Origin of the sequence: Providencia alcalifaciens DSM 30120, from assembly GCF_000173415.1 — a bacterium.
In the GTDB taxonomy this organism is placed as follows: Bacteria; Pseudomonadota; Gammaproteobacteria; order Enterobacterales; family Enterobacteriaceae; genus Providencia; species Providencia alcalifaciens.
In genome coordinates this window covers 1-18,659 of record NZ_ABXW01000012.1, presented here as the reverse complement: position 1 = coordinate 18,659, position 18,659 = coordinate 1, and the positions used below count along the sequence as shown (strand labels likewise).

The 18,659-nt window shown below is 39.1% G+C and carries 32 protein-coding genes and 1 tRNA gene; 19 read left to right on the top strand and 14 right to left on the bottom strand.

The window, feature by feature from the left end; genetic code table 11:
• The 9 genes from PROVALCAL_RS19180 to PROVALCAL_RS03190 form a co-directional block, all read right to left on the bottom strand.
• Positions 1-186 (bottom strand): phage protein NinX family protein (locus tag PROVALCAL_RS19180; RefSeq protein ID WP_039861554.1); only part of this gene is annotated, 186 nt, incomplete at its 3' end.
• Positions 187-1,135: 949 nt separating this feature from the next.
• Positions 1,136-1,651, bottom strand: a complete 516-nt coding sequence (locus PROVALCAL_RS03215; RefSeq protein ID WP_036978721.1) for an ASCH domain-containing protein — start codon at positions 1,649-1,651, stop codon at positions 1,136-1,138.
• A gap of 111 nt (positions 1,652-1,762) precedes the next feature.
• Entirely contained in the window at positions 1,763-2,347 is a 585-nt protein-coding gene (locus tag PROVALCAL_RS19445) for a Rha family transcriptional regulator (RefSeq protein ID WP_006657661.1), read from the bottom strand.
• Positions 2,348-2,621: 274 nt separating this feature from the next.
• Complete coding sequence (locus PROVALCAL_RS03205) at positions 2,622-3,077, bottom strand: single-stranded DNA-binding protein (RefSeq protein ID WP_006657660.1); 456 nt, start codon at positions 3,075-3,077, stop codon at positions 2,622-2,624.
• The gene (gene recT, locus PROVALCAL_RS03200) at positions 3,067-3,873 is read right to left on the bottom strand and encodes a recombination protein RecT (protein WP_006657659.1); all 807 of its coding nucleotides are present in this window, start codon (positions 3,871-3,873) and stop codon (positions 3,067-3,069) included. Before recT ends, PROVALCAL_RS03205 begins: the two co-directional genes overlap by 11 nt.
• Positions 3,851-4,684 (bottom strand): PD-(D/E)XK nuclease-like domain-containing protein, encoded by an 834-nt coding sequence (locus PROVALCAL_RS03195; RefSeq protein ID WP_006657658.1) that lies wholly within the window; start codon positions 4,682-4,684, stop codon positions 3,851-3,853. The genes recT and PROVALCAL_RS03195 overlap by 23 nt, the downstream gene beginning before the upstream one ends.
• A complete protein-coding gene (locus PROVALCAL_RS19690; protein WP_006657657.1) occupies positions 4,681-4,848 on the bottom strand; it encodes a hypothetical protein in 168 nt (55 codons plus the stop codon). Before PROVALCAL_RS19690 ends, PROVALCAL_RS03195 begins: the two co-directional genes overlap by 4 nt.
• Before the next feature lie 127 nt (positions 4,849-4,975).
• Positions 4,976-5,158, bottom strand: a complete 183-nt coding sequence (locus PROVALCAL_RS19175) for a hypothetical protein (protein WP_006657655.1) — start codon at positions 5,156-5,158, stop codon at positions 4,976-4,978.
• Positions 5,159-5,265: 107 nt separating this feature from the next.
• Positions 5,266-5,490: a hypothetical protein gene (locus tag PROVALCAL_RS03190; protein WP_006657654.1), complete on the bottom strand. Its 225-nt coding sequence runs from the start codon at positions 5,488-5,490 to the stop codon at positions 5,266-5,268.
• A 247-nt stretch (positions 5,491-5,737) separates the two neighbouring features.
• Between PROVALCAL_RS03190 and PROVALCAL_RS03185 the strand changes: the two genes are divergently transcribed.
• Positions 5,738-5,814 (top strand) — tRNA-Ile (locus tag PROVALCAL_RS03185).
• Positions 5,815-5,960: 146 nt separating this feature from the next.
• Here the strand turns inward: PROVALCAL_RS03185 and PROVALCAL_RS03180 are convergent.
• Positions 5,961-6,236: a hypothetical protein gene (locus tag PROVALCAL_RS03180; RefSeq protein WP_006657653.1), complete on the bottom strand. Its 276-nt coding sequence runs from the start codon at positions 6,234-6,236 to the stop codon at positions 5,961-5,963.
• A gap of 199 nt (positions 6,237-6,435) precedes the next feature.
• Here PROVALCAL_RS03180 and PROVALCAL_RS03175 point away from each other — a divergent pair, with 199 nt between their 5' ends.
• On the top strand, positions 6,436-6,621 hold the full coding sequence (locus PROVALCAL_RS03175; RefSeq protein WP_006657652.1) for a hypothetical protein: 186 nt from the start codon (positions 6,436-6,438) through the stop codon (positions 6,619-6,621).
• A gap of 12 nt (positions 6,622-6,633) precedes the next feature.
• Here PROVALCAL_RS03175 and PROVALCAL_RS03170 read toward each other — a convergent pair whose 3' ends face one another.
• The 4 genes from PROVALCAL_RS03170 to PROVALCAL_RS03155 are packed head-to-tail and all read right to left on the bottom strand — an operon-like array spanning position 6,634 to position 9,191.
• A complete protein-coding gene (locus tag PROVALCAL_RS03170) occupies positions 6,634-7,524 on the bottom strand; it encodes a hypothetical protein (protein ID WP_006657651.1) in 891 nt (296 codons plus the stop codon).
• A complete protein-coding gene (locus PROVALCAL_RS03165; protein ID WP_006657650.1) occupies positions 7,517-8,089 on the bottom strand; it encodes a DUF6932 family protein in 573 nt (190 codons plus the stop codon). Before PROVALCAL_RS03165 ends, PROVALCAL_RS03170 begins: the two co-directional genes overlap by 8 nt.
• Before the next feature lie 40 nt (positions 8,090-8,129).
• A complete protein-coding gene (locus PROVALCAL_RS03160; RefSeq protein ID WP_006657649.1) occupies positions 8,130-8,471 on the bottom strand; it encodes a DUF3024 domain-containing protein in 342 nt (113 codons plus the stop codon).
• Positions 8,472-8,480: 9 nt separating this feature from the next.
• Positions 8,481-9,191, bottom strand: coding sequence for a LexA family protein (locus PROVALCAL_RS03155; RefSeq protein WP_006657647.1), 711 nt, complete (start codon positions 9,189-9,191; stop codon positions 8,481-8,483).
• A 95-nt stretch (positions 9,192-9,286) separates the two neighbouring features.
• Here PROVALCAL_RS03155 and PROVALCAL_RS03150 point away from each other — a divergent pair, with 95 nt between their 5' ends.
• From PROVALCAL_RS03150 to PROVALCAL_RS03080, 17 genes are all read left to right on the top strand, one after another.
• The gene (locus tag PROVALCAL_RS03150) at positions 9,287-9,478 is read left to right on the top strand and encodes a Cro/CI family transcriptional regulator (RefSeq protein ID WP_036979806.1); all 192 of its coding nucleotides are present in this window, start codon (positions 9,287-9,289) and stop codon (positions 9,476-9,478) included.
• A 155-nt stretch (positions 9,479-9,633) separates the two neighbouring features.
• A complete protein-coding gene (locus PROVALCAL_RS03145) occupies positions 9,634-9,963 on the top strand; it encodes a hypothetical protein (protein WP_006657646.1) in 330 nt (109 codons plus the stop codon).
• A gap of 20 nt (positions 9,964-9,983) precedes the next feature.
• A complete protein-coding gene (locus PROVALCAL_RS19685; RefSeq protein WP_006657645.1) occupies positions 9,984-10,160 on the top strand; it encodes a hypothetical protein in 177 nt (58 codons plus the stop codon).
• Positions 10,150-11,073 carry a hypothetical protein gene (locus tag PROVALCAL_RS03140; RefSeq protein WP_006657644.1) on the top strand — a complete coding sequence of 308 codons (924 nt, stop codon included), beginning with the start codon at positions 10,150-10,152 and terminating at the stop codon, positions 11,071-11,073. Before PROVALCAL_RS19685 ends, PROVALCAL_RS03140 begins: the two co-directional genes overlap by 11 nt.
• A 2-nt stretch (positions 11,074-11,075) precedes the next feature.
• Complete coding sequence (locus PROVALCAL_RS03135; protein WP_006657643.1) at positions 11,076-12,446, top strand: replicative DNA helicase; 1,371 nt, start codon at positions 11,076-11,078, stop codon at positions 12,444-12,446.
• 25 nt (positions 12,447-12,471) lie between these two features.
• Entirely contained in the window at positions 12,472-12,645 is a 174-nt protein-coding gene (locus PROVALCAL_RS19680; protein WP_006657642.1) for a hypothetical protein, read from the top strand.
• 9 nt (positions 12,646-12,654) lie between these two features.
• The gene (locus PROVALCAL_RS03130) at positions 12,655-12,900 is read left to right on the top strand and encodes a hypothetical protein (RefSeq protein ID WP_006657641.1); all 246 of its coding nucleotides are present in this window, start codon (positions 12,655-12,657) and stop codon (positions 12,898-12,900) included.
• A complete protein-coding gene (locus tag PROVALCAL_RS03125; protein ID WP_006657640.1) occupies positions 12,887-13,330 on the top strand; it encodes a DUF551 domain-containing protein in 444 nt (147 codons plus the stop codon). The genes PROVALCAL_RS03130 and PROVALCAL_RS03125 overlap by 14 nt, the downstream gene beginning before the upstream one ends.
• A gap of 93 nt (positions 13,331-13,423) precedes the next feature.
• Positions 13,424-13,606 carry a Lar family restriction alleviation protein gene (locus PROVALCAL_RS20225; protein WP_071586581.1) on the top strand — a complete coding sequence of 61 codons (183 nt, stop codon included), beginning with the start codon at positions 13,424-13,426 and terminating at the stop codon, positions 13,604-13,606.
• Between the two features lie 224 nt (positions 13,607-13,830).
• A complete protein-coding gene (locus tag PROVALCAL_RS03115; RefSeq protein ID WP_006657638.1) occupies positions 13,831-14,274 on the top strand; it encodes a YbcN family protein in 444 nt (147 codons plus the stop codon).
• Entirely contained in the window at positions 14,190-14,486 is a 297-nt protein-coding gene (locus PROVALCAL_RS20320) for a DUF7740 domain-containing protein (protein ID WP_462933221.1), read from the top strand. The genes PROVALCAL_RS03115 and PROVALCAL_RS20320 overlap by 85 nt, the downstream gene beginning before the upstream one ends.
• A complete protein-coding gene (locus tag PROVALCAL_RS03105; protein ID WP_006657600.1) occupies positions 14,487-14,945 on the top strand; it encodes a hypothetical protein in 459 nt (152 codons plus the stop codon).
• Positions 14,942-15,226 carry a hypothetical protein gene (locus PROVALCAL_RS20195; protein ID WP_006657636.1) on the top strand — a complete coding sequence of 95 codons (285 nt, stop codon included), beginning with the start codon at positions 14,942-14,944 and terminating at the stop codon, positions 15,224-15,226. Before PROVALCAL_RS03105 ends, PROVALCAL_RS20195 begins: the two co-directional genes overlap by 4 nt.
• A 3-nt stretch (positions 15,227-15,229) precedes the next feature.
• Entirely contained in the window at positions 15,230-15,625 is a 396-nt protein-coding gene (locus PROVALCAL_RS03095; protein ID WP_006657635.1) for an antiterminator Q family protein, read from the top strand.
• Between the two features lie 261 nt (positions 15,626-15,886).
• Entirely contained in the window at positions 15,887-16,333 is a 447-nt protein-coding gene (locus tag PROVALCAL_RS03090; RefSeq protein ID WP_050788069.1) for an NleF caspase inhibitor, read from the top strand.
• A gap of 1,082 nt (positions 16,334-17,415) precedes the next feature.
• Complete coding sequence (locus PROVALCAL_RS03085) at positions 17,416-18,084, top strand: class I SAM-dependent methyltransferase (RefSeq protein WP_006657631.1); 669 nt, start codon at positions 17,416-17,418, stop codon at positions 18,082-18,084.
• Between the two features lie 207 nt (positions 18,085-18,291).
• Positions 18,292-18,597: a phage holin family protein gene (locus PROVALCAL_RS03080; protein ID WP_006657596.1), complete on the top strand. Its 306-nt coding sequence runs from the start codon at positions 18,292-18,294 to the stop codon at positions 18,595-18,597.
• Positions 18,598-18,659 lie beyond the last annotated feature (62 nt).

Sequence of the window (18,659 nt, the reverse complement as noted above, 5' to 3'; positions counted from 1 at the left end):
TATTGGTGATAGCCCTATCTTATTATCAATAATAATCGGCATTGCATCAGATGGGTTGTTGCAGGGGGCGAATAACTTTGTTGCCGACAAGATTAAAACTCCATTTCTTGGAGTGAATCTAATTCCTAATTTCTCAGCAACCTTTTTATTAATCTCGAAGTCAGAAAGTTCGGTGTATTTATTCATTGATTAATTCCCAATATTCACAAGTATTTTTCTTAATAATCCCGCCTGCTTCTAAGTGACTAATAATGCAACTAACCTGACTACGTGAATAATCAGGGTGGCATAAGTGATATAGCTCCTCGGTGGTAAGTTGATTACATTGAAGAACTTTTATTATTCTCTCTCTTAATTTATTCACTCCCTCATCACCTCCCTACAAACTATCTCAACATCCCGCACCTGCATTAACTGCACTTCGCGACCTTCACACTCTTGCTTGGTGTATATTTTCTCTGTAACAGGCTCGGCAGAGCCATGCATTACAAGCAACAATACATATCCGATTATTTGCATTTGGTTACTCTGAAGTTTAGATATAAAAAACCCTGCTATTGCGGGGGTACTTATGCAAAACATTATTTGCTTTTCTTGATGTCCTATCTATCACTAACCCATAGCAATACAATAGAAATATAAGCAATGCTAAGACTAATATTGCTATATATTCATTAAAATAAGCAATTAGAAAAAACATAGCTAGCGCTGGTGATAAAATTGAAATTAACTTCATGGCTGCAAAGAATTTATATTTAAAAAGGATTAATAACTTTGTTTTATCCTCCTCATCATTTAATGCCATGTATAAACAAAACAATGAAAATGAATTTATTGTAATGGATATTGCAAAGAATAGCATTGATAATAATAGTTCTATATAAGCTAGAGAGCTAATTGATTTAATGTTTACACTAAGCAATCCAATGAAAAATGTAGCTGATATAAGTGTTAATGATGCTGATGATATAAAATGAAAATTGTAATCTTTATTTCTATATTCATCATCTGACAATGATGTGATATTCAACCCTTTATGGGTTGTGCTTGAAGAGAATAGTTTTCGGTAATATTTTCTAAATTTGGTTTTCATAATTCAATAGATGCCAAGTTAATATACAAGCGCATTACTTTACTAATTTATAACTATAAACTCAATAACCCATACCCATTCGTTATTAATCCAACTATCAATCCCGTATATTGATTGCCATAGTTCTTTGTATGCATTTTTTGCGGTTATATATGGCTGATTGCTGTTTGGAATATAAAATCCAACTAACCAATTGCCGTCATTCCCATAACGACCAGCCGAGATGCCTTCCGCTATTGCATCATTAGGTGATATATCCCGAACTTGCTGCAACCAAACATCAGTAATTTCAATTTTCCCTTTGATATTACCGTCTTTGTCTGAAATGTTGATGATGTCGCCAATCTCACCATACGGGCAATCAACATCAACAAATCCATGGCGCCATGCCGCGCACACTTGCTCTGACAGTGAATAACCATCTTGCCATGCACCTAACTTGCGTAACTCCTTCTCTGTTACCTTTGGCTGTGGCTCAATCGGTCGGCGTGTCTGCGTTTTTCTGCCGTCCATGACAGCCGCTAACATTGCATCGTTAAACTTGATTCTGTCTTTCATATTCATTCCTCTTCATTGGCATCCCTGCGAGTTAATTAAATTTTGCATATAAAAATCCCTCGTCGGTTAAAACGATAATGGAAGCCCTGCTCGTTACAGGGCTGGGATTAATTAGTATAGGCGCGGTGTTTGGTTGCGGGTTAGCTTGCTATTTAAGCTTTGCTGCAAGTTTTTGATGAAAACCCCACAATACTGAAAGCGGTCATATAGATGACCAGCAATAGGAGATTCTAGTTTTCGGAGAATAGGGTATAGCTCATTTTTCCAAGACTGGTGGATAACATCAAAGTGTTTAGAAAGGACATTGATGTTATATGCGTCTTTTTCTTTTTGAGTGACACTTGGTGTAATTTTGTTGCCGTATAGCTCGGCTTCCATTCGGTTAAATTCAGCAATATAAGCCTCTTTGAATTGCGCTGCTTTTTTGCCAGTAAACCCCATAACCAAAAAGACAAAGCCGTCCTTGGTCATTTCGTACATTGGGCGAGGTTTACCTTGTTCGTCGATATATTCAGCCTCCGCAAAATTGCTGGCGCTAAATTCTTGTGAGCAATCAAGGTTGCGAATCTTCTTTAAAACGTCATCGTGACGCTTATTGAAAAACGATGATACATCTTGCGAAGTGGTGATCGTTTTGTGATTTTTGATGGTGACGCGCGGAGTAGTCGTATTTACAACTGTTATAGAAGGGTTCATTTTTAAGTCCTCGTAGATTATTAACCCTTGTTCAGAGGGCGGTCGGGCACTTGAACACCGCTACGAGACGGCCTGCAATTTTCCCTTTCGGTATTGTATGTATTGCACGCTACCCGACCATAATCTATGGACGCAAAAAAACCGCAAGACTGTCGGGTGCGGATATCCGCTCGTAGATGGTGTGTTCAGCACCTACGTGCAATCTACCGCAGCCCGTTAAATTCGTCAAGTCACCATCCTCTTCATTATTTGCATCCTTGCACTGAGTACTTTGTTAAATCACGTAAATAGCGTGGCGTGGGTAGGGGAGTCCGATAGGGGCAAAGGGGATATCGGACTCCCAATCCATAGGAGGCTCATTCTGTGTCGTTGGTTGTTGTGGCTGCTGAAGTTGTCTCGCTGGCTGCTGGCTTCCTGCCTGATTATTGCCAAACTCAATTTTATCAACAATGATTACTGGCACTGATTTTTTCTCCCCATTTTGGGTAGTCCATTCTTCCATGACGAACTCACCAGTGACCGTAACTTTTGTTCCTTTTGTTAAGTATTCAGGTAGTTTTTCGGCTTTAGTGCCAAACATCTTGCAGATAACCCACGATACTTTTTCGTGTTCACCGTAACCCTGCTTTACAGGGAGACTGAATGATGCAACCGCTTTTCCATTGGGAGTCCATCGTTGTTCGCAATCTTTCCCTAAGTGAGCTGTAACGATGAATAGGTTAATTGCCATTGCTGTCTACCTCTTCAAATTCAGCCTCAAAAATTGCAGAGTGCTCTTGTTCTATATTTGCCTCTGCCTTTTCGTCAAGTATGACGGCTTTTTGCATTTCGATGGAAACAGGTAAGTATTTAAAAAGTCGGCGAATGACTGTTTTCTTTGCCATTTCCTCCCAGTGGGTAGCCCATGGACCATTTTTACCCGCTTTACTTGAATTACGAACTTTTTCTATTTGGTTATAGGTCATAACCTCGAACTGAACACCGCCATCTTTTAATCTAGCAACAGCATAAACATGGGTAATGGGTGAATCTTCATTTCCTTTGGGTATGTGAGTTAAGTTTTCATTTAATCCATATTCAAAATGAAAGTTATCGCCTTGGCGCACTGTTCTGGCTGATATACTGATGATTTGACCTGAACGCCTTGCTAAATCAATCATTCCTCGGTAGCCAATGATGAGCTGAACATTTTGTTGACCGTTATCAGACTTACCATTACCGAAAGGCAGAAGGTAGGCATGACCTAATGCATTACCCGGCTCTAATCCTAATTGTGAGCATTGAACGACAGCACCAATAAAACTTTGAATATCACAATTTGCGAGAGAGGGGACCTTGCGAATCTCGGTACTGACAATTCTAATCATGCGGTCAGATGTGATATGTTTAGGTAATGCCGCTGCTAATTGAGCTTTCATTCCAGGCTGATTAATAAACTCTACGAGTTTTTGTTCATTAGTTTTTATTTTTACTTCTGTTCCTTGTGTTTTATGTAAATCAGATTTAGCTAGCGGTGGTGTGCTCATGTTTTAATTCCTTAGCCCAGCGAGGCAGTGACAGTGTGCGAATGCCTGCCCATTCGTCAGTTTTAAGGCATTCCGCATACGTGGATAAGTTTTGCTTATAAGAGGTGCGACCAACGGATTTGGCTTGTTCATCTAATACGAACACTCTGACTGGATAACGCCCGCAATTCACAGTTGTACTTACTGCGAGGAAAACAAAAACAGGCATTTCACCCGTTAGTGACTTATATCCATCCGAATAGAAAGAGTCCTGTACGTGATATCGGTACTCATACATAGAGCGTTCAAATTTCTGTATGTCGGCAGTGCTTTTTACATCAACTAGCCAGTGATGCTCTTCGATTAACTTGTCCGGTCTACAACGACAAAGAATGTCCGTATCCTTGTCTTTCCAATAGATGCTGCTTTCAGAGATTCCTTTCGCCTCCAAGCACCATCGAGCTATTGGGTGAGCCATCGCGCTATCTTTCATGAGTGATAACTTCCTGCTATCTTCATTGGTAATTGGTGTGATATTTTCCTTTTCACACATTTCAAGAAATTCCTTTTCTTGTTCTTTCCCGGCATTGGTTCTACGATTTACTTCTGGCGCAACTCTAAATCTTTTTTGAAATTCATCAGGCTCTAGCAATAAGCAGTGCAAAGCCGTGCCAAAATCTAGAGTTTTTGTTTTTTCGTTATCTACTGGCGCATCCCTATGCCATATAAAATCAGCCGGAGATTCATCTATCAGGTCAAGTTGTGACTTACTAATACCTAATCCATGGTGATAGTCTTCATTTGAAATGTCGTAATAAATACCTTCGTTCATTGAATAGGCCTCTCTTCCAATACATCCTGTATTTTCTTTAGGATCCTATCCTTGGTTGATTCCGATAGTTGCCGAAGTTCCTCTCCGTCAATCTCGTTATAAATATCAATAGCCATTTCTCCAATATCAAACTTAGGGTCAGGGCTATATATTTGAATTCTCATGGTTCATCCTTACGTGAATGCGTATGCTCTACGAGAATTAACTTGCCGAAGAATTCGATTTGTCTTTTCGCATTGCTGCTTAAATTTCCAATCAGCAACTAATTCGTCTATTTGTTTATCAGTCATGTCAGACTCGCGTAGTAGGGCGAATATTTGCTGTTTTATGTGTTTCTGCTTTGCATTCATGCTTGACTCCATATGCTGTTTTTAATGTTTCATTTGCTTCGCTCCATCCGTTCTCATCCTTGAGATAACGAGCAATTCCAGCTTGTGATTGAGCTAAACAAAGTTTGTATTTATCAATATTCATGCTTATCTCCGGATGTGCGAAATCCTCACTTATCTTGCGATAGCGATAGAAAGTCCCTTGATGTTGGTAATCTTTATTCGGTTAAATATGAAAGAGGTAAGTCTTTTTTAATGGAGAATGTCACTGACTAATGCTTTTAATGCGGCTTTTTTGAGCGCTGTTTTTATCACGTCTTCCCCGATTAGATTTTTTACAAATTCATTTAATAATATTTGAATATTTGGTGTATCTTCAGGCGCTGATATTTCATACATGCCTTTCACTTTAGGCAGGGCTTCATCAGACAGAATGAGTTTCAAATTAATATCTACTGATGCTTTAGCGTGTGGCATTTCGCCTCCTTATGTGTTTTATTTCAGATGTATTGCTTCAAAGACAAGCCTAAGCAAGCCCCTTAGACGCTTCTAATTTAAGTGATTAGAGTTGAAAAATTGGTTCTACTTTTTGTCTTGGTAATTAATATAAAGAAGGTACGCTTATACATGCTTTTTGGGTGTCATGTATTGTGTGAAAATTAACCATTTGAGTTTTGACATACTAGAACTGAAACTAAGTCATATTATATAATAGCGACACACCGGTCCCTTAGCTCAGTTGGTTAGAGCAGGCGACTCATAATCGCTTGGTCACTGGTTCAAGCCCAGTAGGGACCACCACTTCTTATTACGTATCTTTTTATTTATTCCTATAAACATTGGATTTTAGTTCTCTTAAATCTTTAAGAGCATGCTAGTCTTGTTGTTTTCTATATAATTCATATTACGCTCTTCGTTACTTACCACTGGTTATTTATTAGGGGATGTTAAGCTCTTGCTGTCACCTCGCCACTAGGCATAATCGGCTTGCGTAGCCGTGATTGCTTGCGTTTCACATTGGGTATGTCTTTTATCCCGATAATTAAACTTGCCAGTACATCGGTTTCGTCTACTGGTTTAAATATCGAATCCCATATTTCTTCCACTGAGCGGCTTTTCTGTTTAGCTTTTAACTCGTTACGTTGCTTGTAGTACTCTCCGTTACGTTTATATCTACGCATCTTTGAGTTTTCTTTCGCGGGTAAAAAAGTAATTGCTGTCATATTTGCCTCCTAAGTGATCTTTGGTGATTGGCGGTGGTCGCCTAGTACCACACGTGCCGCCTTAGCGTTCACCAATCCCAAAAACCACTCAGTGGTTGCTCTGAGAAGTTCCTCTGAGCGTTCCGCTATGCCGTACTGTATAAACCACACGTAATCGGCAAGATGTTAAAGAGCATTTATTTCAGGGTGTGTGCCTTCGATGTGGTTAAATATAACCAGCGGTGATTTTAATGTCAATACCGCAGGTGATAATAATATTATTGGCGGTGATATTTTATTGAATTTAAATGATATTTATTTTCAAAAATTATTTATCTTGCGAGGAAAATCACACATGCGGGGAATAGCAGGCACAAAAAAGCCCTCGCGGGGAGGGCTGGTGTAGCTACTTGTTAAATTAAGGCAAATCTCTAAGGGAATATTTTGTTTTACCGTTACCTACAGTGGTACATAAAAATTTAGCTTGGACTGTTTTGCCAATTAGAGTATTGATAACCTCTGGTGACTTTATGTGAGGGCTTATTGTAGCTACTTCTACATCGATATCATCGCTAAATAATTTAAATTCACACCTTCTTTTATTTGGCAATACACCGGTAAACGTAACGTCCAGTGTTTTTATTTCTTCTTTTATGTTGTCTACGCTCAGCTTATAGCTGATAGTTTCTAGTTGTTGAGGGTTTCTAACAACCAAAGAAAAATCACTGTTTTTTATAGTAAAGATTGTTTTTTCTTTTACTAGAATATCAATGAATTCTCTTATTTTTTTTATTGAATTTTCATCAATAGCTTCTAGCTCATTAGCTAATAATTCGTCATCACCGTTTATTGCTGAACTAAGTATTTTATATGTCTTTTCAAGCGAACATGAGGTTATTGATTTTTCATCGAAATCTAAAACACCCTCTCTAGATGGCTCTTCTAGGACAAACCCGAAGGATCCTTTAGCGGTTCCTGTAATAATCATTGGTTCGATTTTTTGTACCGCAGTGACTGGCATTAGTGATGTTGACATGTGCGTTATTGCTGAATTGAATGCTTTTAATATTTTTGCCCCAAACGCAGATGAAATCCCTACAGTGCCTAAAACAGGATCACCCTTAAAGGTAATTACCGCTTTAGCTGGTGAGTGCATATTGATATTGGCATTTTTTATTTCGTCATCAAGCTGAGACAACCTGTATTCCAGGCTCATCCTGCTTATAACATTTTTTTCATCAATTGATTTTAACATTGACATTACTTGGCTACGTTCGCTGAGAACATAAACATATTCATCTCTAGTCATCGAAGCCTCCTAATATCTTGTTGTTTAATATAATAGATGCTTGTGAGTCATCTTGTTCAGACAGTGGTATTTGTAAAAAACCTTTCCAACTCATGTCTCTTTTGTGAGACCACATGCTATACCAGTATGCCGACATTTGAACCAAAGATACAGGATCATCATCAAGCCCCTGCCAATAAGCATCAACAAGATACAACTCCTTTACCTTTGGAGTAAATAGCTCAAAATCTTTTTGTAGTATTGAATTTTCAGTTTCTCCATTAGGGATTTTAAAAAAAGTTACTAAATCAATATCATTTGGCTTTCTTAATAAGGTTAGTTCTACGTTTTCTGTAAAGCTTCCATTAACCCATTGAAATCCATCTATAATACCTGTTGAATACAATCTAGACCTAAAAGCAAGAAAGCCAGCAAGAATCGATGCTCTTTTTGAGTTGAAGGCATACTTATCAACAAGTTCTATAGTGCTTGCTTTGTATGGTGAACGATTAAAATCAACGCCAGATGCTCCTAATAAAGGCGGTATTATTCCAATGTCATTCCAATCAGGGATATTAATATCCATTATAGTCCTTTTTAAAATCACCACACCCTAAAACGTGTCGTCAACCAAAGAAGTAACCTTGCAAATCATCTTCTACAAGCTTAATAGCATCTGAAAAGCTACCTAACATTTTTTCATCGTAATGATGCCAGTTACTGTCTTTATCCATCCATAGTAGTGACCAAGAGCCTGTAATTTGGTTATACACAATTTTCGCTACAGGCTCTTCTACTCTGGTGTTACTCCATGTTAGCAGCCTAACCTCGAATATAACGACCGAGTCATCTTCAATACGATACTGTAAATCGAGCTCATCTCTGAGATGTTCTGCTGGGCGGCGTTTTTCTAAGAAAAATTCCATGCACTTTTCAATATTTGCTAGTTCAATATCATTGAATGCCATGCTTTCTCCTCAAAATGTGTCATCAGACCATTGACACTTTATAACTTTACCTATGATTTCGCAGTTTTCATTTATTGGGATTAAATCAAATTTCGGGTTAAGAGGTTCAAGGAATGTTTGCCCTGATTCTCTAATTAATTTTTTAAATGTAAATTCGTTACCGTTTAGCTTAGCGATACAAAAATCACCAACATTCACAGGCTCTTTTGGATCAATAAGTATCAGCATCCCTTCAGGGAAGCTAGGACGTCCACCTTGAGGGGCTGTCATTGAATGACCTTCAACCTCTAGCCAGAATGCGCTATCGCTTGCCTTCTTGGCTGTTGGTATCCATGCGTAAGCATCTTTTTCTGTATATGAATTACTGTTTTCGGTGAACGTTCCTGCTTGTACTTTAGTAAGCAATGGATACATGTATCTATCTCCATTAGATACTATCTTTTGCTCAGATACTGAGTTGAACATTCTCCTGATCTCTTTAGCCAATAACGGGCTGAAATCATCTACAGAAACCTCCAAGGCTTCTGCTAGTTTAACTGCATTCTCTACGTTAATTGCATTAACGCCATTTAATAGCTGTGCAACCGCGCTCTGCCCCATGCCAATAGCATCACCTAGAGACTCTTGGGATAAGCCAAGCTCTTTCTTTTTTGCCTCAAAAATGGCTTTTAGCCGCACTGCATCGGCTTTTTGTTCGTCAGTGATTGGTTTCTTTTTCATATGTTTATTTTATTACCAAATGGAATATTTACCAATCACCGCAGGTGTTGACTATTTTATCACTTGCGGTGATAATAAATAAAAAAGGAGGAAGCATGGAAAGAATCCCATTAGCAGCATTTGCTACAGAGCTAGGTCAAAACAAAGCAGCGGAATTGCTTGGTGTAAGACAAAGCGCTATTAGCAAAGCAATCTTAAAAAAACGAAATATTTATGTAATTAAAAAACAAGATGGAAGCGTTGAAGCTGAAGAAGTAAAAGTATTTCCATCTGGCAAAAACGAATAGATAAATCGCTCTTTAACATCTGAATATAGATTTGCTTTCCCTAGGGTAATGCTAGGGTGTCTATATTCTTTGGGATCGCTCAGAGGAACTTCTCAGAGCAACACACTCACAGGATCGTGAGCAACGGACTAACTGTATATGAAGGAATATAAATTATGGAAAACGCAAATTCACGCAAATCGTTTAACCGATTTGTATCCAATCACTTGGTGGCAACCGCTTATCAAGTTATCAGAACAACATCTCAAACAGTTATCGCTAAATCATTAGGCGTTCATGACTCAACTATCACTCGTAGAACCGAAAAGATACCTGAGCTATGCGAGACATTAGCAGCGGCAGGGGTAATTGATTTTGTTTTGCCGGGCGAAAAGAAAATTAGTGAAGAGGAATATCGCTTTTTGTGGAAGCAAATTGGCGAACTCTCTTTGATGAGAACGAAAGAAAACGCCTCAATTGTGGGAGCAAATGAGGCGAAGAAATAACTCTATCTCAAGAGGTAATTATGGCAAAAAATACAAGACATTACAAGTGCGCTGTACATAAAAACATCATGCGCCATAAGGTTTACCACTCGGTTACAGAACAGGGGGCTAAGGCTCTCAGAGCTATGTTTGATGATGCCAAATTGCGACTGGAGCATCGTCAGGAAGTAACTAGAGGTGAACGGCATGAAAAGTAATGTTGCATATGTTGAATTTGGTAACAAAGAGCATTCTGAGGATCCTCGCATGGGCAACTCTAAACTGGGTCATGTTGCGATATTCAGAAGTCTGCTCAGCGCAAACTGGGCGGAAGATACGGCAAAGTTTGCGTTATGGGTTAGATTGCTAGGACTAGCAACTCATAAACCAACGCAAGTTGAATTTGGTGGTGTATCTTGGAAGTTACACACGGGACAATTGGTAACAAAAGCGAAAATTTTAGCTAGAAAATTAAAGGATCCCAAAGGTCAAGAGAAAACGGAAAAACAGGTACGTGACATGCTAGATTTTTTTGAAAGTGAAGGCATGATTTCTCGCTCTGGGACTCGCCACGGAACAGTGATCACTATCACAAATTACGGTCAATATCAGTCTAATTGTGAGGTGACAAAGCAAGTAACAAACGAGGTGATAATCAAACCAAGTGATATCAAGGCTTCAGATGATGGTGAGGTGGTAAACCTCGTGACAAACAAGGTGAAACAGAACAAGAAGTTATTAGAACAAGAAGTTAATGAACAAAATAATAATACTCCCCTTACCCCTCAAGAGGGGAATGGAGAGAGAGCTGATAAACCTAAAAAGCGCTCACCAGTCAGAATCAACTATCAGGAATATCTCGATGTTTACAACGAAGAGGTTGGTGACAGCTTACCCCATGCAACTGTTCTGAATGACAAACGAAAACGTAGGTTCAAGAAGCTGATCCCCAAACTGGCGACACCAAATGCTGATGGTTGGAGGGCATATGTTCGAGCCTTTGTCAGAATGGCTAAGCCGTGGTATTTCGGGGACAACCCTAGTGGTTGGTCAGCAGATATCGATCACTTGCTCAAAGAGGACACGCTAACAGCAGTTCGTGAAGGGAAGCCAAGTTTGACTGGGAGATAGCAATGGTCAACAACCAAATCGAAGCAAGCGTGATTGGTGGCTTGCTGAAAGACGGATTAACACTCAACGCATCTGATGTTCTCGCCACATTAAAACCAGAAGCTTTTGCAGTTCACTTTTACCGAGAAACCTACAAAGTCATTCAGAAGCAAGCAAAAACTCGTGGACTGATTGATTTAATGATGGTTGCTGAGGCAATGGGTGACAAGTATTTCGCGGATATCATGCAAGTCGCTAAAGATTGCCCAAGCGCTGCAAACTTGAAAGGCTACGCCACGATGGTGACGGATAATCACAATCGCCGTGAAATGATTCGCTTGATGGATGACCACCGTCATATTATCGAATTCGGCTCGATTGATGCGGCTGCCGAAGCAATGGATAAGCTCATCAAAAAGGCGAACGAACTACGAGCAGCGAATGATGAAATTAAACCAGTACACACCAAGGAGTTGATAGCGGATTTTACCGACGTGTTAGAGCAACGACTGACCAACGGTGACGAGTCTGACACATTGAAAACAGGTATTCATGAACTTGATGAAATTACAGGCGGCATCAACTCAGTGGATCTTGTGATTATTGCGGCTCGCCCAGCTATGGGGAAAACAGAGTTAGCGTTACGAATCACCGAAGGGGTTGCATCACAAGTTGATAAACAAACAGGGCTTAAAAAAGGCGTTTTGATTTTCTCTATGGAAATGAGTTCCCGCCAAATCATGGAGCGTCAAATTGCAGGAGCGTCAGGGTTATCTGTCTCGTCACTGAGAAATCCAGCAAAAATGGATGATGAAGGCTGGGCTAGAGTTTCCAATGGCATTGGGCGTATCCAAGATTTAGATGTTTGGATTGTCGATGCAAGCAAATTGAATGTAGAGCAGATCAGGGCGATAGCCAAGCGTCACAAACAGCAATATCCCTCACTGGCATTAATTCTGGTTGATTACCTAGGACTGATAGAAAAACCCAAAGCAGAGCGTAACGACTTGGCAATTGGTTATATCTCATCAAACCTCAAAAATATGGCTAAAGAGTTGCTAACGCCAGTTATTTCACTTAGCCAGCTTTCACGCGATGTTGAGAAACGACCAAACAAACGCCCCGTCAATGGCGATTTACGCGATTCAGGCAGTATTGAGCAGGATGCCGACTCCATCATCATGCTTTACCGTGATGCGGTTTATAACGAGAACTCATCAGCGGCTCCATATGCTGAAATTATCGTGACTAAAAACCGATTCGGCAAAACAGGGACCGTATATCAGCGATTCAAAAATGGTCACTTTATGGATGTGGACCAAATGGAAGCCGCCAACGCCTGCCAGCAAAGCAACAAACCTCAACAACGCCGCTACCAAGGCGCAGACGTTTAATACAACAAATCATGAGGACTTCTAGATGGATGACGGAGCTGTTTACAAAATTACAGGTACATGGAACGGAAAGTCATTTGAAAAGCTAATAGTAGCTGAATGTGAATTAGATGCAGAAGCGACAGTGATCTTCTGGGCTAATTTAGGTGGCGCTCATGTAGATAATTTGAGCGTCGAATACTACAGCGCTATTAATTGAGGGGGAGTGATGAAAGGAACAACGTTAACAGAGTTAATTAAATCCTACACAGACCAAGGCTTTGCTGATGCATCAAGGTTTATGAATAACAAGCCTTATTATTACGAATCAAGCAACGCTGAGATGTTTGCTGAGGTCTATCTATTTAGACGAAAGCACTTCCCTAAAGGTAAAGCATTCTTGCGAATTGTGTTAATCGAAAACGGTGCTAAACACATCAGAAGCCAACGGGAGGCATCTAATGCAGGGAACTAATACAACAGAGTTTGAAAAGTGGTGCGCTGATGAGATTGGATTAACAGAGTCATATGTTAAATCTAAGCGAAAAATAAACACACTTGGAATGCTTCAGTACAGAAACGCTGAAATTGAAAAGCGATTCATGGCATATAAGGCGGGTCTTATTTCTGGGGCTTCAGTTGGTTGCAGTCATGCCAAGGCGAAAGGAACTAATTGGGTTAAGGTGAGTGACAGATTACCAACTGAAGGTGAACCGGTAATTGTTGTCTATGGCGAACATATCCAGAACATAACATATGAGCTAATTTCATGCGGTGTTGACTGCGAAGAACTTAGATGGATACCACACAATAACAGCGACTATGATTCGGCTCCACTGGAAACATTCGACCACTGGATGTACATCAAAGACCTGCCACTCCCACCAATGCCAGAGGGTGAATGATGGACGAGCGAAAACTAAGACTAGAAGCCGTAGCAATTTGGCAAGAGCTAATTTTGCAAGCTAAGCAAAAATACCAATGGTGGGAGTTGTAACATGAGCGAACTAAAAAAATGCCCGTTTTGCGGGGACACAGCATACATTCAAAACTGGAGCATAAAATCTCTTGGGCGTGAAAGATTTTCAGTCGCATGTAACCGATGTGAAGTAGCAACTTCAGTATATAGCACAAAGCAGGAAGCCATAGCAGCATGGAACAGGAGAGCTAACAGTGAGTGACCCAATAACATTGATGTACAAAATCAGCATGAACCTATTTTGCGGGTTAGGCTTTGCAATGGCATTTATCATGCTGAAGGTATTTGACGGGGATAATAATTGGTTTGTTATCACGATGAGGGTTATATCAGCGTCAGCGATAATCCTTTGGTTAATCTCTATGGCTTATATTTGTTTTTACTTATTCAACAACGTGTTTCTAAAAAATTGAATAGGAGGTTAACTTGGAAGCAGATTTCCTCTTCCACGAATCAACCAAAACCGCAGCATGGCAGCACCTAAAAGAAGTTCTAGCAACAAACCAACCACACCGAATCATTATCAAGCCCTGGAAGTCCACACGCTCACTATCTCAGAATGCCACTTTCCATTTGTGGTGCGGAGAGATAAGCAAATATCTATGCAAGAACAAGTCTAATTTCACACCTGAGACCGTCAAGGAGATGCTAAAGCATACATTCCTAGGCTATGAGGTCACTGAAATGATTGATGCCACCACGCAAGATATAGAGCGCGTCAGGACGTTACGAAAAACATCAAAATTAGATACTGGTGAAATGTTCCACTTCATGGAGCAGGTTGAATGCTGGGCGGCGGGTATAGGTTGTCTCGTGACGATACCGAAAGAATCACAGTACATGAAACTCAAGGAGCAACAAGAGAGATGAGAAATGAGGCTGAAGTGTTTATGAGCGCACTTACTACCCTTAAATTATGCTGGGCTATTCATAAATCAAATGATGCGGTCAGGAAGTGTGCTGGAGTGTTAAAGCGCAAATTTATATTACCGCATGCAGTAGATGCTATGAGGACGATAGAACTAAGCGAAATCCCTATGGTTGTGATTGTAGTCGCTGAGTGGGGTATTCAGGAGAAATAAATGGCATTAAAACGCGATAAGCACGATATTGTGTTTTCGCAGTTGGTCCGGGAAAGAGCAAATTATGAATGCGACTACTGCGGAAGACAATTTAGACACGAACCTTCAAAACTCCACTGTTCACATTTCAAATCACGACGACACAAATCAACCCGATACCATCCCTTTAATGCTTTCGCTCACTGCGTAGGTTGCCATCGAAAACTCGGCGAAGACCCACACGAATTCAATGCTCACGCTGTTATTACTTACAGCGAAATGACGATTGACCGCGTGGCTCGTTTAGCCGGTACTTCAATGAAGTTGAAATCGTGGCAAATGGATGAGTTATATCAGCACATGAAGATTGAGCTTAAAAGAATTCAGGCGCTACGGGCTAGCGGTGTAATAGGTCGGATTGAGTTCACGTTGCCTGATTGGTATCAGCAAGGTATTACTTATCAGATGGGGGATTTATGAAAACTGAAATCACGACTATTCCAGAGCTGCTTATCCGGACCTATGGAAATATGTCTGAGGTTTCTCGGTACCTAGGATGTTACCGCGCGACGGTGAAAAAATATGCTACAGATGTTAATGCTAAAAAGCATGCAGTTATAAATGGTCGACTCATGACGGTGTACAAAACAAGAGAAAGAGGCACTTTAAGTCTCGCCAAAGAGTTAGATAGTGCCGTTTCTGTTGTTAAATGTATTAAACCTGAGTCTAAGTGCAAAAGCTCGCAATTTAATACGAGGTAACGGATGCGTGATATTCAGCTTGTGTTAGAACGATGGGGGGGATGGGCTGCTGAGGGCAAAAGCAAGGTGGGATACTCATCAACTGCTGCTGGGTTTAGTGGCCTTTTTCCTGAGAGCGAAAGAGTTAGATTATCTTGTTGCGACGATGACGGGATCGCCATTGACGCAGCTATTGGAAAATTAATCTCCGTAGGCAGAAAGGATGAATTTGATTTAATAGACAAGCACTACATCAGAGATATATCTAAATCAGCCATTGCAAGAGAGATGAAGTGTTCTGAGGGTAAAATTAGGCAAAAGCTAATGATAGCCGAGACCTTTATTGATGCTTGTTTAATTATGGCTAATGTCACATTAGAAATGGACGAATGGTGTAAGAAAACATCATTTGGCAGTTAATGTGTTTTCGTAACGAGTTTTAGCTGTTAATCTGATAAGAGTGACAACAACGTCAGCAGCTTATGAGCCTCACTTGGGTGAGGCTTTTCTTGTTTATTGAGCAGATGATATAGGTTTGATAAATTTGACAAGTCAGATAAGCGTCCTGACATTTGAGTGCAACCGCTAGGTATTATAATTTTTCATTTACTAATCGTTTGTATTGTTATATATCTGTTGGGTATGTGTTTTTTGTTTGAGTTTATTTAGGGGAATGGAGATATGTTTCCATCAAATATTTCAAACCGAAATATTGACCTAACATCATGGATGTATGTTGCGAATAGTGATACTCCTACTGCTAATGATGAAAGCTTGTCGCCTACGGTTTCTGCGTTAAATGCCAATCATTTTCCTACTCCATCGCAGGAAGAATTGATCTCTGTTTTAGTTACTGCTTATTCAACTTCTCAAAACATTGAAGAGCGTGAATCTATATGTTGTAAGCTCAAAGAATTACGTGATGAGTTAATACAACAACGAGAAAATATATTTGAATTTGTGCATGAAGGAACTGATGATGTGTTTGGGATCCTTCGTGAAGGCAAAACGGCTAATGATAGAGATGAATATATTCGAAAGTTGATGACTTTCCATGCAATAGGCGAAAAAATAAAGCAGGTGAGAGAGGGGGGGGATTACAAGAATGTAGAGTTGACGAGCTTTTAAATCCGCATCACTCCATATATATTTCTGGTGATCTCAAAGCGTTGAAAATATTAGTTGAAGGGCACACTAATTCGGCTTCATGTTCAGATGCGTCAATACTTGTTCCTGATCTGCCTTATAATAAAGGTGGACTTGAGTTTGGCTAGTATATTATGTGATGTTTTAGATATTTATGAAGAGTAAAGGCGACTCATTTTCCCCGCTAAATACATTATTGTAAGTAGGCGATGAAAGCTGCTTAATGCAATGCTCAATATTTCAAAACCCTGTCAACCGGCGTGGTTTTTGTTATACAATTTAAGCTATTTAAATAAGGCATGACTCTCAACAACAAAATAATTACTTTTTTGAGAAGTTACTTCGGTGGCTTTTTTGTTGAGGAGATGTATTAAACGAAAACAAACTTAGTCACTGTGGTAAATATTAGTAGATAAGTTTCTTTTGATGAATATTAGAGTGGGCTGCAATTAAGGTTATTAGACAAAAAAGCCAGTTGATAAAAACTGGCTGGATGTACAACTAATCGTCTAAGCGAGAATATATTTGAAATCAAAAACGACATCGGCGTAAATTTAGTTATTGTAAAAACACTTGTCTATATCTGAATAATCTTTATGTGATATAAGTCAAATTTCCAAGGTCTCACCATTCTTTCGTGTTTTTTTGTTTTAGCTCAGTAAATCGCAATTAATCGTTACGGGAAAATATCATTAACAGAAATGCCAACATTGCGGATGAGTACCTAAACCGAGGCATAGCCCTAACTGTTTATCCTGTCTTGCGATAGTCACGCGATGCCCATCTAATTTAATTCTTACCTCAGTTTTTAAATTTTGCGGTAACGTGTATTTTGGTTCCCTCATCAATGAGGGCAGCATAGTTTAATTTTTTGATATTGTTCCGTTATGGGGAATTCCATCGCGACAAATGTTTATTGAAGATAGCTTGAACTAGCTTGTGTGGTACTTTTCTTACATCTAAGGTTTTGGGTAAAGTAATAACCTGATAAATCATTCGGGATTTCCAGCTATTAATAAAGGAAATAACAAATAGAATAAAATTTTTATTTGTTGGAATCTGTTATGACATTAAATACATATGATGGAATTAAAGTATATACGCCTATATCATTAAAGCTTTATGATTGGTGGGTATTAAGTATTTCAAATAATTATGCATGGCGTTGTAATACGGAAGCTCATTTGCTCCCTCACTTTAGGGAGAACATTGGAGATAACCATCTGGATATCGGAGTTGGAACGGGTTTTTATTTAAAAAAATCATTAGATAAAATAAAAAAAATATCGCTGGTTGATTTTAATGCTTATAGTTTGAATTATGCTAGAAAATATATTCAGGATGATAAATTAAACTTATGTATCAATCATGATGTTTTTAAAATATTTCCGAACAAATTAAAATCATCGTTTGACTCTATATCTATATTTTATCTGCTTCATTGCTTGCCCGGTACAATTGATGTTAAGAAACAAGCAATAGAAAATATATGTGATCTACTTACGAATAGTGGTGTTTTATATGGTGCGACAATTCTGGGTAAAAATATCGAGCATAATGCTTTTGGTAATAAATTGATGTCGATTTATAATAAAAAAGGAATATTTACTAATTATTCTGATTCTGAAGATTCGTTAGAGAATATGCTTTCTTCTTTATTTCAAAATGTATCTATAAGAGTTCAAGGTGCTGTGGCGTTATTTTCTGCAAAAGATAAGATTGTAAGTAAATAAAGATTTGTTATTTTCGATGTGTTAGCTTTACTAATTTCTATATTTTGAACATAACTTGAAATATTGAATGTTCTGAGACCGCCTAGGCGGTTTTTTTTGTTTGAATTAGAGGTAAAACTAATTAGAACGTAGCTCAAGGTTTAATATCTATTAATTTATTTTTATTAATACCAATCATAAAACACTCATATATGTGTGGGTATAAGCATGCCATATAAAGAACCCAATAATATAAATTTATTAACCGTTATGTTGGTTAGTTTGATGACCCTTTTGGGTAGTATTGCTAGCTATGCCAATAAAGTTTTGAAAGGCGAGCCGTTTAGGCTTGGGCTTTTTATTGCGCAAGTCATTATCTCTATGTTTGCAGGCTCTATGGTGTTACTTGCTGCGAGTTATTTCATCTGGCAGCCAGAGATTGCAGGAGGCGTTGCTGGAATGGCTGGTTGGACTGGTGCTGCAGGGGTAAGCGCATTAGAAAAACGTTTTTTAAGGAAAGTGTCTGATGAATGACCCTAAATGGCTAATTGAAGCTAAAAAAGAAATTGGTCAGCGTGAAATTAAAGGTCCAGCCT

What these genes read in the sequence shown, in the direction of transcription:
- PROVALCAL_RS03215 (WP_036978721.1), bottom strand. Translation starts at nt 1,651, where the DNA reads ATGAAAGACAGAATCAAGTTTAACGATGCAATGTTAGCGGCTGTCATG.
- PROVALCAL_RS19445 (WP_006657661.1), bottom strand. Translation starts at nt 2,347, where the DNA reads ATGAACCCTTCTATAACAGTTGTAAATACGACTACTCCGCGCGTCACC.
- PROVALCAL_RS03205 (WP_006657660.1), bottom strand. Translation starts at nt 3,077, where the DNA reads ATGGCAATTAACCTATTCATCGTTACAGCTCACTTAGGGAAAGATTGC.
- recT (WP_006657659.1), bottom strand. Translation starts at nt 3,873, where the DNA reads ATGAGCACACCACCGCTAGCTAAATCTGATTTACATAAAACACAAGGA.
- PROVALCAL_RS03195 (WP_006657658.1), bottom strand. Translation starts at nt 4,684, where the DNA reads ATGAACGAAGGTATTTATTACGACATTTCAAATGAAGACTATCACCAT.
- PROVALCAL_RS19690 (WP_006657657.1), bottom strand. Translation starts at nt 4,848, where the DNA reads ATGAGAATTCAAATATATAGCCCTGACCCTAAGTTTGATATTGGAGAA.
- PROVALCAL_RS19175 (WP_006657655.1), bottom strand. Translation starts at nt 5,158, where the DNA reads ATGAATATTGATAAATACAAACTTTGTTTAGCTCAATCACAAGCTGGA.
- PROVALCAL_RS03190 (WP_006657654.1), bottom strand. Translation starts at nt 5,490, where the DNA reads ATGCCACACGCTAAAGCATCAGTAGATATTAATTTGAAACTCATTCTG.
- PROVALCAL_RS03180 (WP_006657653.1), bottom strand. Translation starts at nt 6,236, where the DNA reads ATGACAGCAATTACTTTTTTACCCGCGAAAGAAAACTCAAAGATGCGT.
- PROVALCAL_RS03175 (WP_006657652.1), top strand. Translation starts at nt 6,436, where the DNA reads ATGTGGTTAAATATAACCAGCGGTGATTTTAATGTCAATACCGCAGGT.
- PROVALCAL_RS03170 (WP_006657651.1), bottom strand. Translation starts at nt 7,524, where the DNA reads ATGACTAGAGATGAATATGTTTATGTTCTCAGCGAACGTAGCCAAGTA.
- PROVALCAL_RS03165 (WP_006657650.1), bottom strand. Translation starts at nt 8,089, where the DNA reads ATGGATATTAATATCCCTGATTGGAATGACATTGGAATAATACCGCCT.
- PROVALCAL_RS03160 (WP_006657649.1), bottom strand. Translation starts at nt 8,471, where the DNA reads ATGGCATTCAATGATATTGAACTAGCAAATATTGAAAAGTGCATGGAA.
- PROVALCAL_RS03155 (WP_006657647.1), bottom strand. Translation starts at nt 9,191, where the DNA reads ATGAAAAAGAAACCAATCACTGACGAACAAAAAGCCGATGCAGTGCGG.
- PROVALCAL_RS03150 (WP_036979806.1), top strand. Translation starts at nt 9,287, where the DNA reads ATGGAAAGAATCCCATTAGCAGCATTTGCTACAGAGCTAGGTCAAAAC.
- PROVALCAL_RS03145 (WP_006657646.1), top strand. Translation starts at nt 9,634, where the DNA reads ATGGAAAACGCAAATTCACGCAAATCGTTTAACCGATTTGTATCCAAT.
- PROVALCAL_RS19685 (WP_006657645.1), top strand. Translation starts at nt 9,984, where the DNA reads ATGGCAAAAAATACAAGACATTACAAGTGCGCTGTACATAAAAACATC.
- PROVALCAL_RS03140 (WP_006657644.1), top strand. Translation starts at nt 10,150, where the DNA reads ATGAAAAGTAATGTTGCATATGTTGAATTTGGTAACAAAGAGCATTCT.
- PROVALCAL_RS03135 (WP_006657643.1), top strand. Translation starts at nt 11,076, where the DNA reads ATGGTCAACAACCAAATCGAAGCAAGCGTGATTGGTGGCTTGCTGAAA.
- PROVALCAL_RS19680 (WP_006657642.1), top strand. Translation starts at nt 12,472, where the DNA reads ATGGATGACGGAGCTGTTTACAAAATTACAGGTACATGGAACGGAAAG.
- PROVALCAL_RS03130 (WP_006657641.1), top strand. Translation starts at nt 12,655, where the DNA reads ATGAAAGGAACAACGTTAACAGAGTTAATTAAATCCTACACAGACCAA.
- PROVALCAL_RS03125 (WP_006657640.1), top strand. Translation starts at nt 12,887, where the DNA reads ATGCAGGGAACTAATACAACAGAGTTTGAAAAGTGGTGCGCTGATGAG.
- PROVALCAL_RS20225 (WP_071586581.1), top strand. Translation starts at nt 13,424, where the DNA reads ATGAGCGAACTAAAAAAATGCCCGTTTTGCGGGGACACAGCATACATT.
- PROVALCAL_RS20320 (WP_462933221.1), top strand. Translation starts at nt 14,190, where the DNA reads ATGCTGGGCGGCGGGTATAGGTTGTCTCGTGACGATACCGAAAGAATC.
- PROVALCAL_RS03105 (WP_006657600.1), top strand. Translation starts at nt 14,487, where the DNA reads ATGGCATTAAAACGCGATAAGCACGATATTGTGTTTTCGCAGTTGGTC.
- PROVALCAL_RS20195 (WP_006657636.1), top strand. Translation starts at nt 14,942, where the DNA reads ATGAAAACTGAAATCACGACTATTCCAGAGCTGCTTATCCGGACCTAT.
- PROVALCAL_RS03095 (WP_006657635.1), top strand. Translation starts at nt 15,230, where the DNA reads ATGCGTGATATTCAGCTTGTGTTAGAACGATGGGGGGGATGGGCTGCT.
- PROVALCAL_RS03090 (WP_050788069.1), top strand. Translation starts at nt 15,887, where the DNA reads ATGTTTCCATCAAATATTTCAAACCGAAATATTGACCTAACATCATGG.
- PROVALCAL_RS03085 (WP_006657631.1), top strand. Translation starts at nt 17,416, where the DNA reads ATGACATTAAATACATATGATGGAATTAAAGTATATACGCCTATATCA.
- PROVALCAL_RS03080 (WP_006657596.1), top strand. Translation starts at nt 18,292, where the DNA reads ATGCCATATAAAGAACCCAATAATATAAATTTATTAACCGTTATGTTG.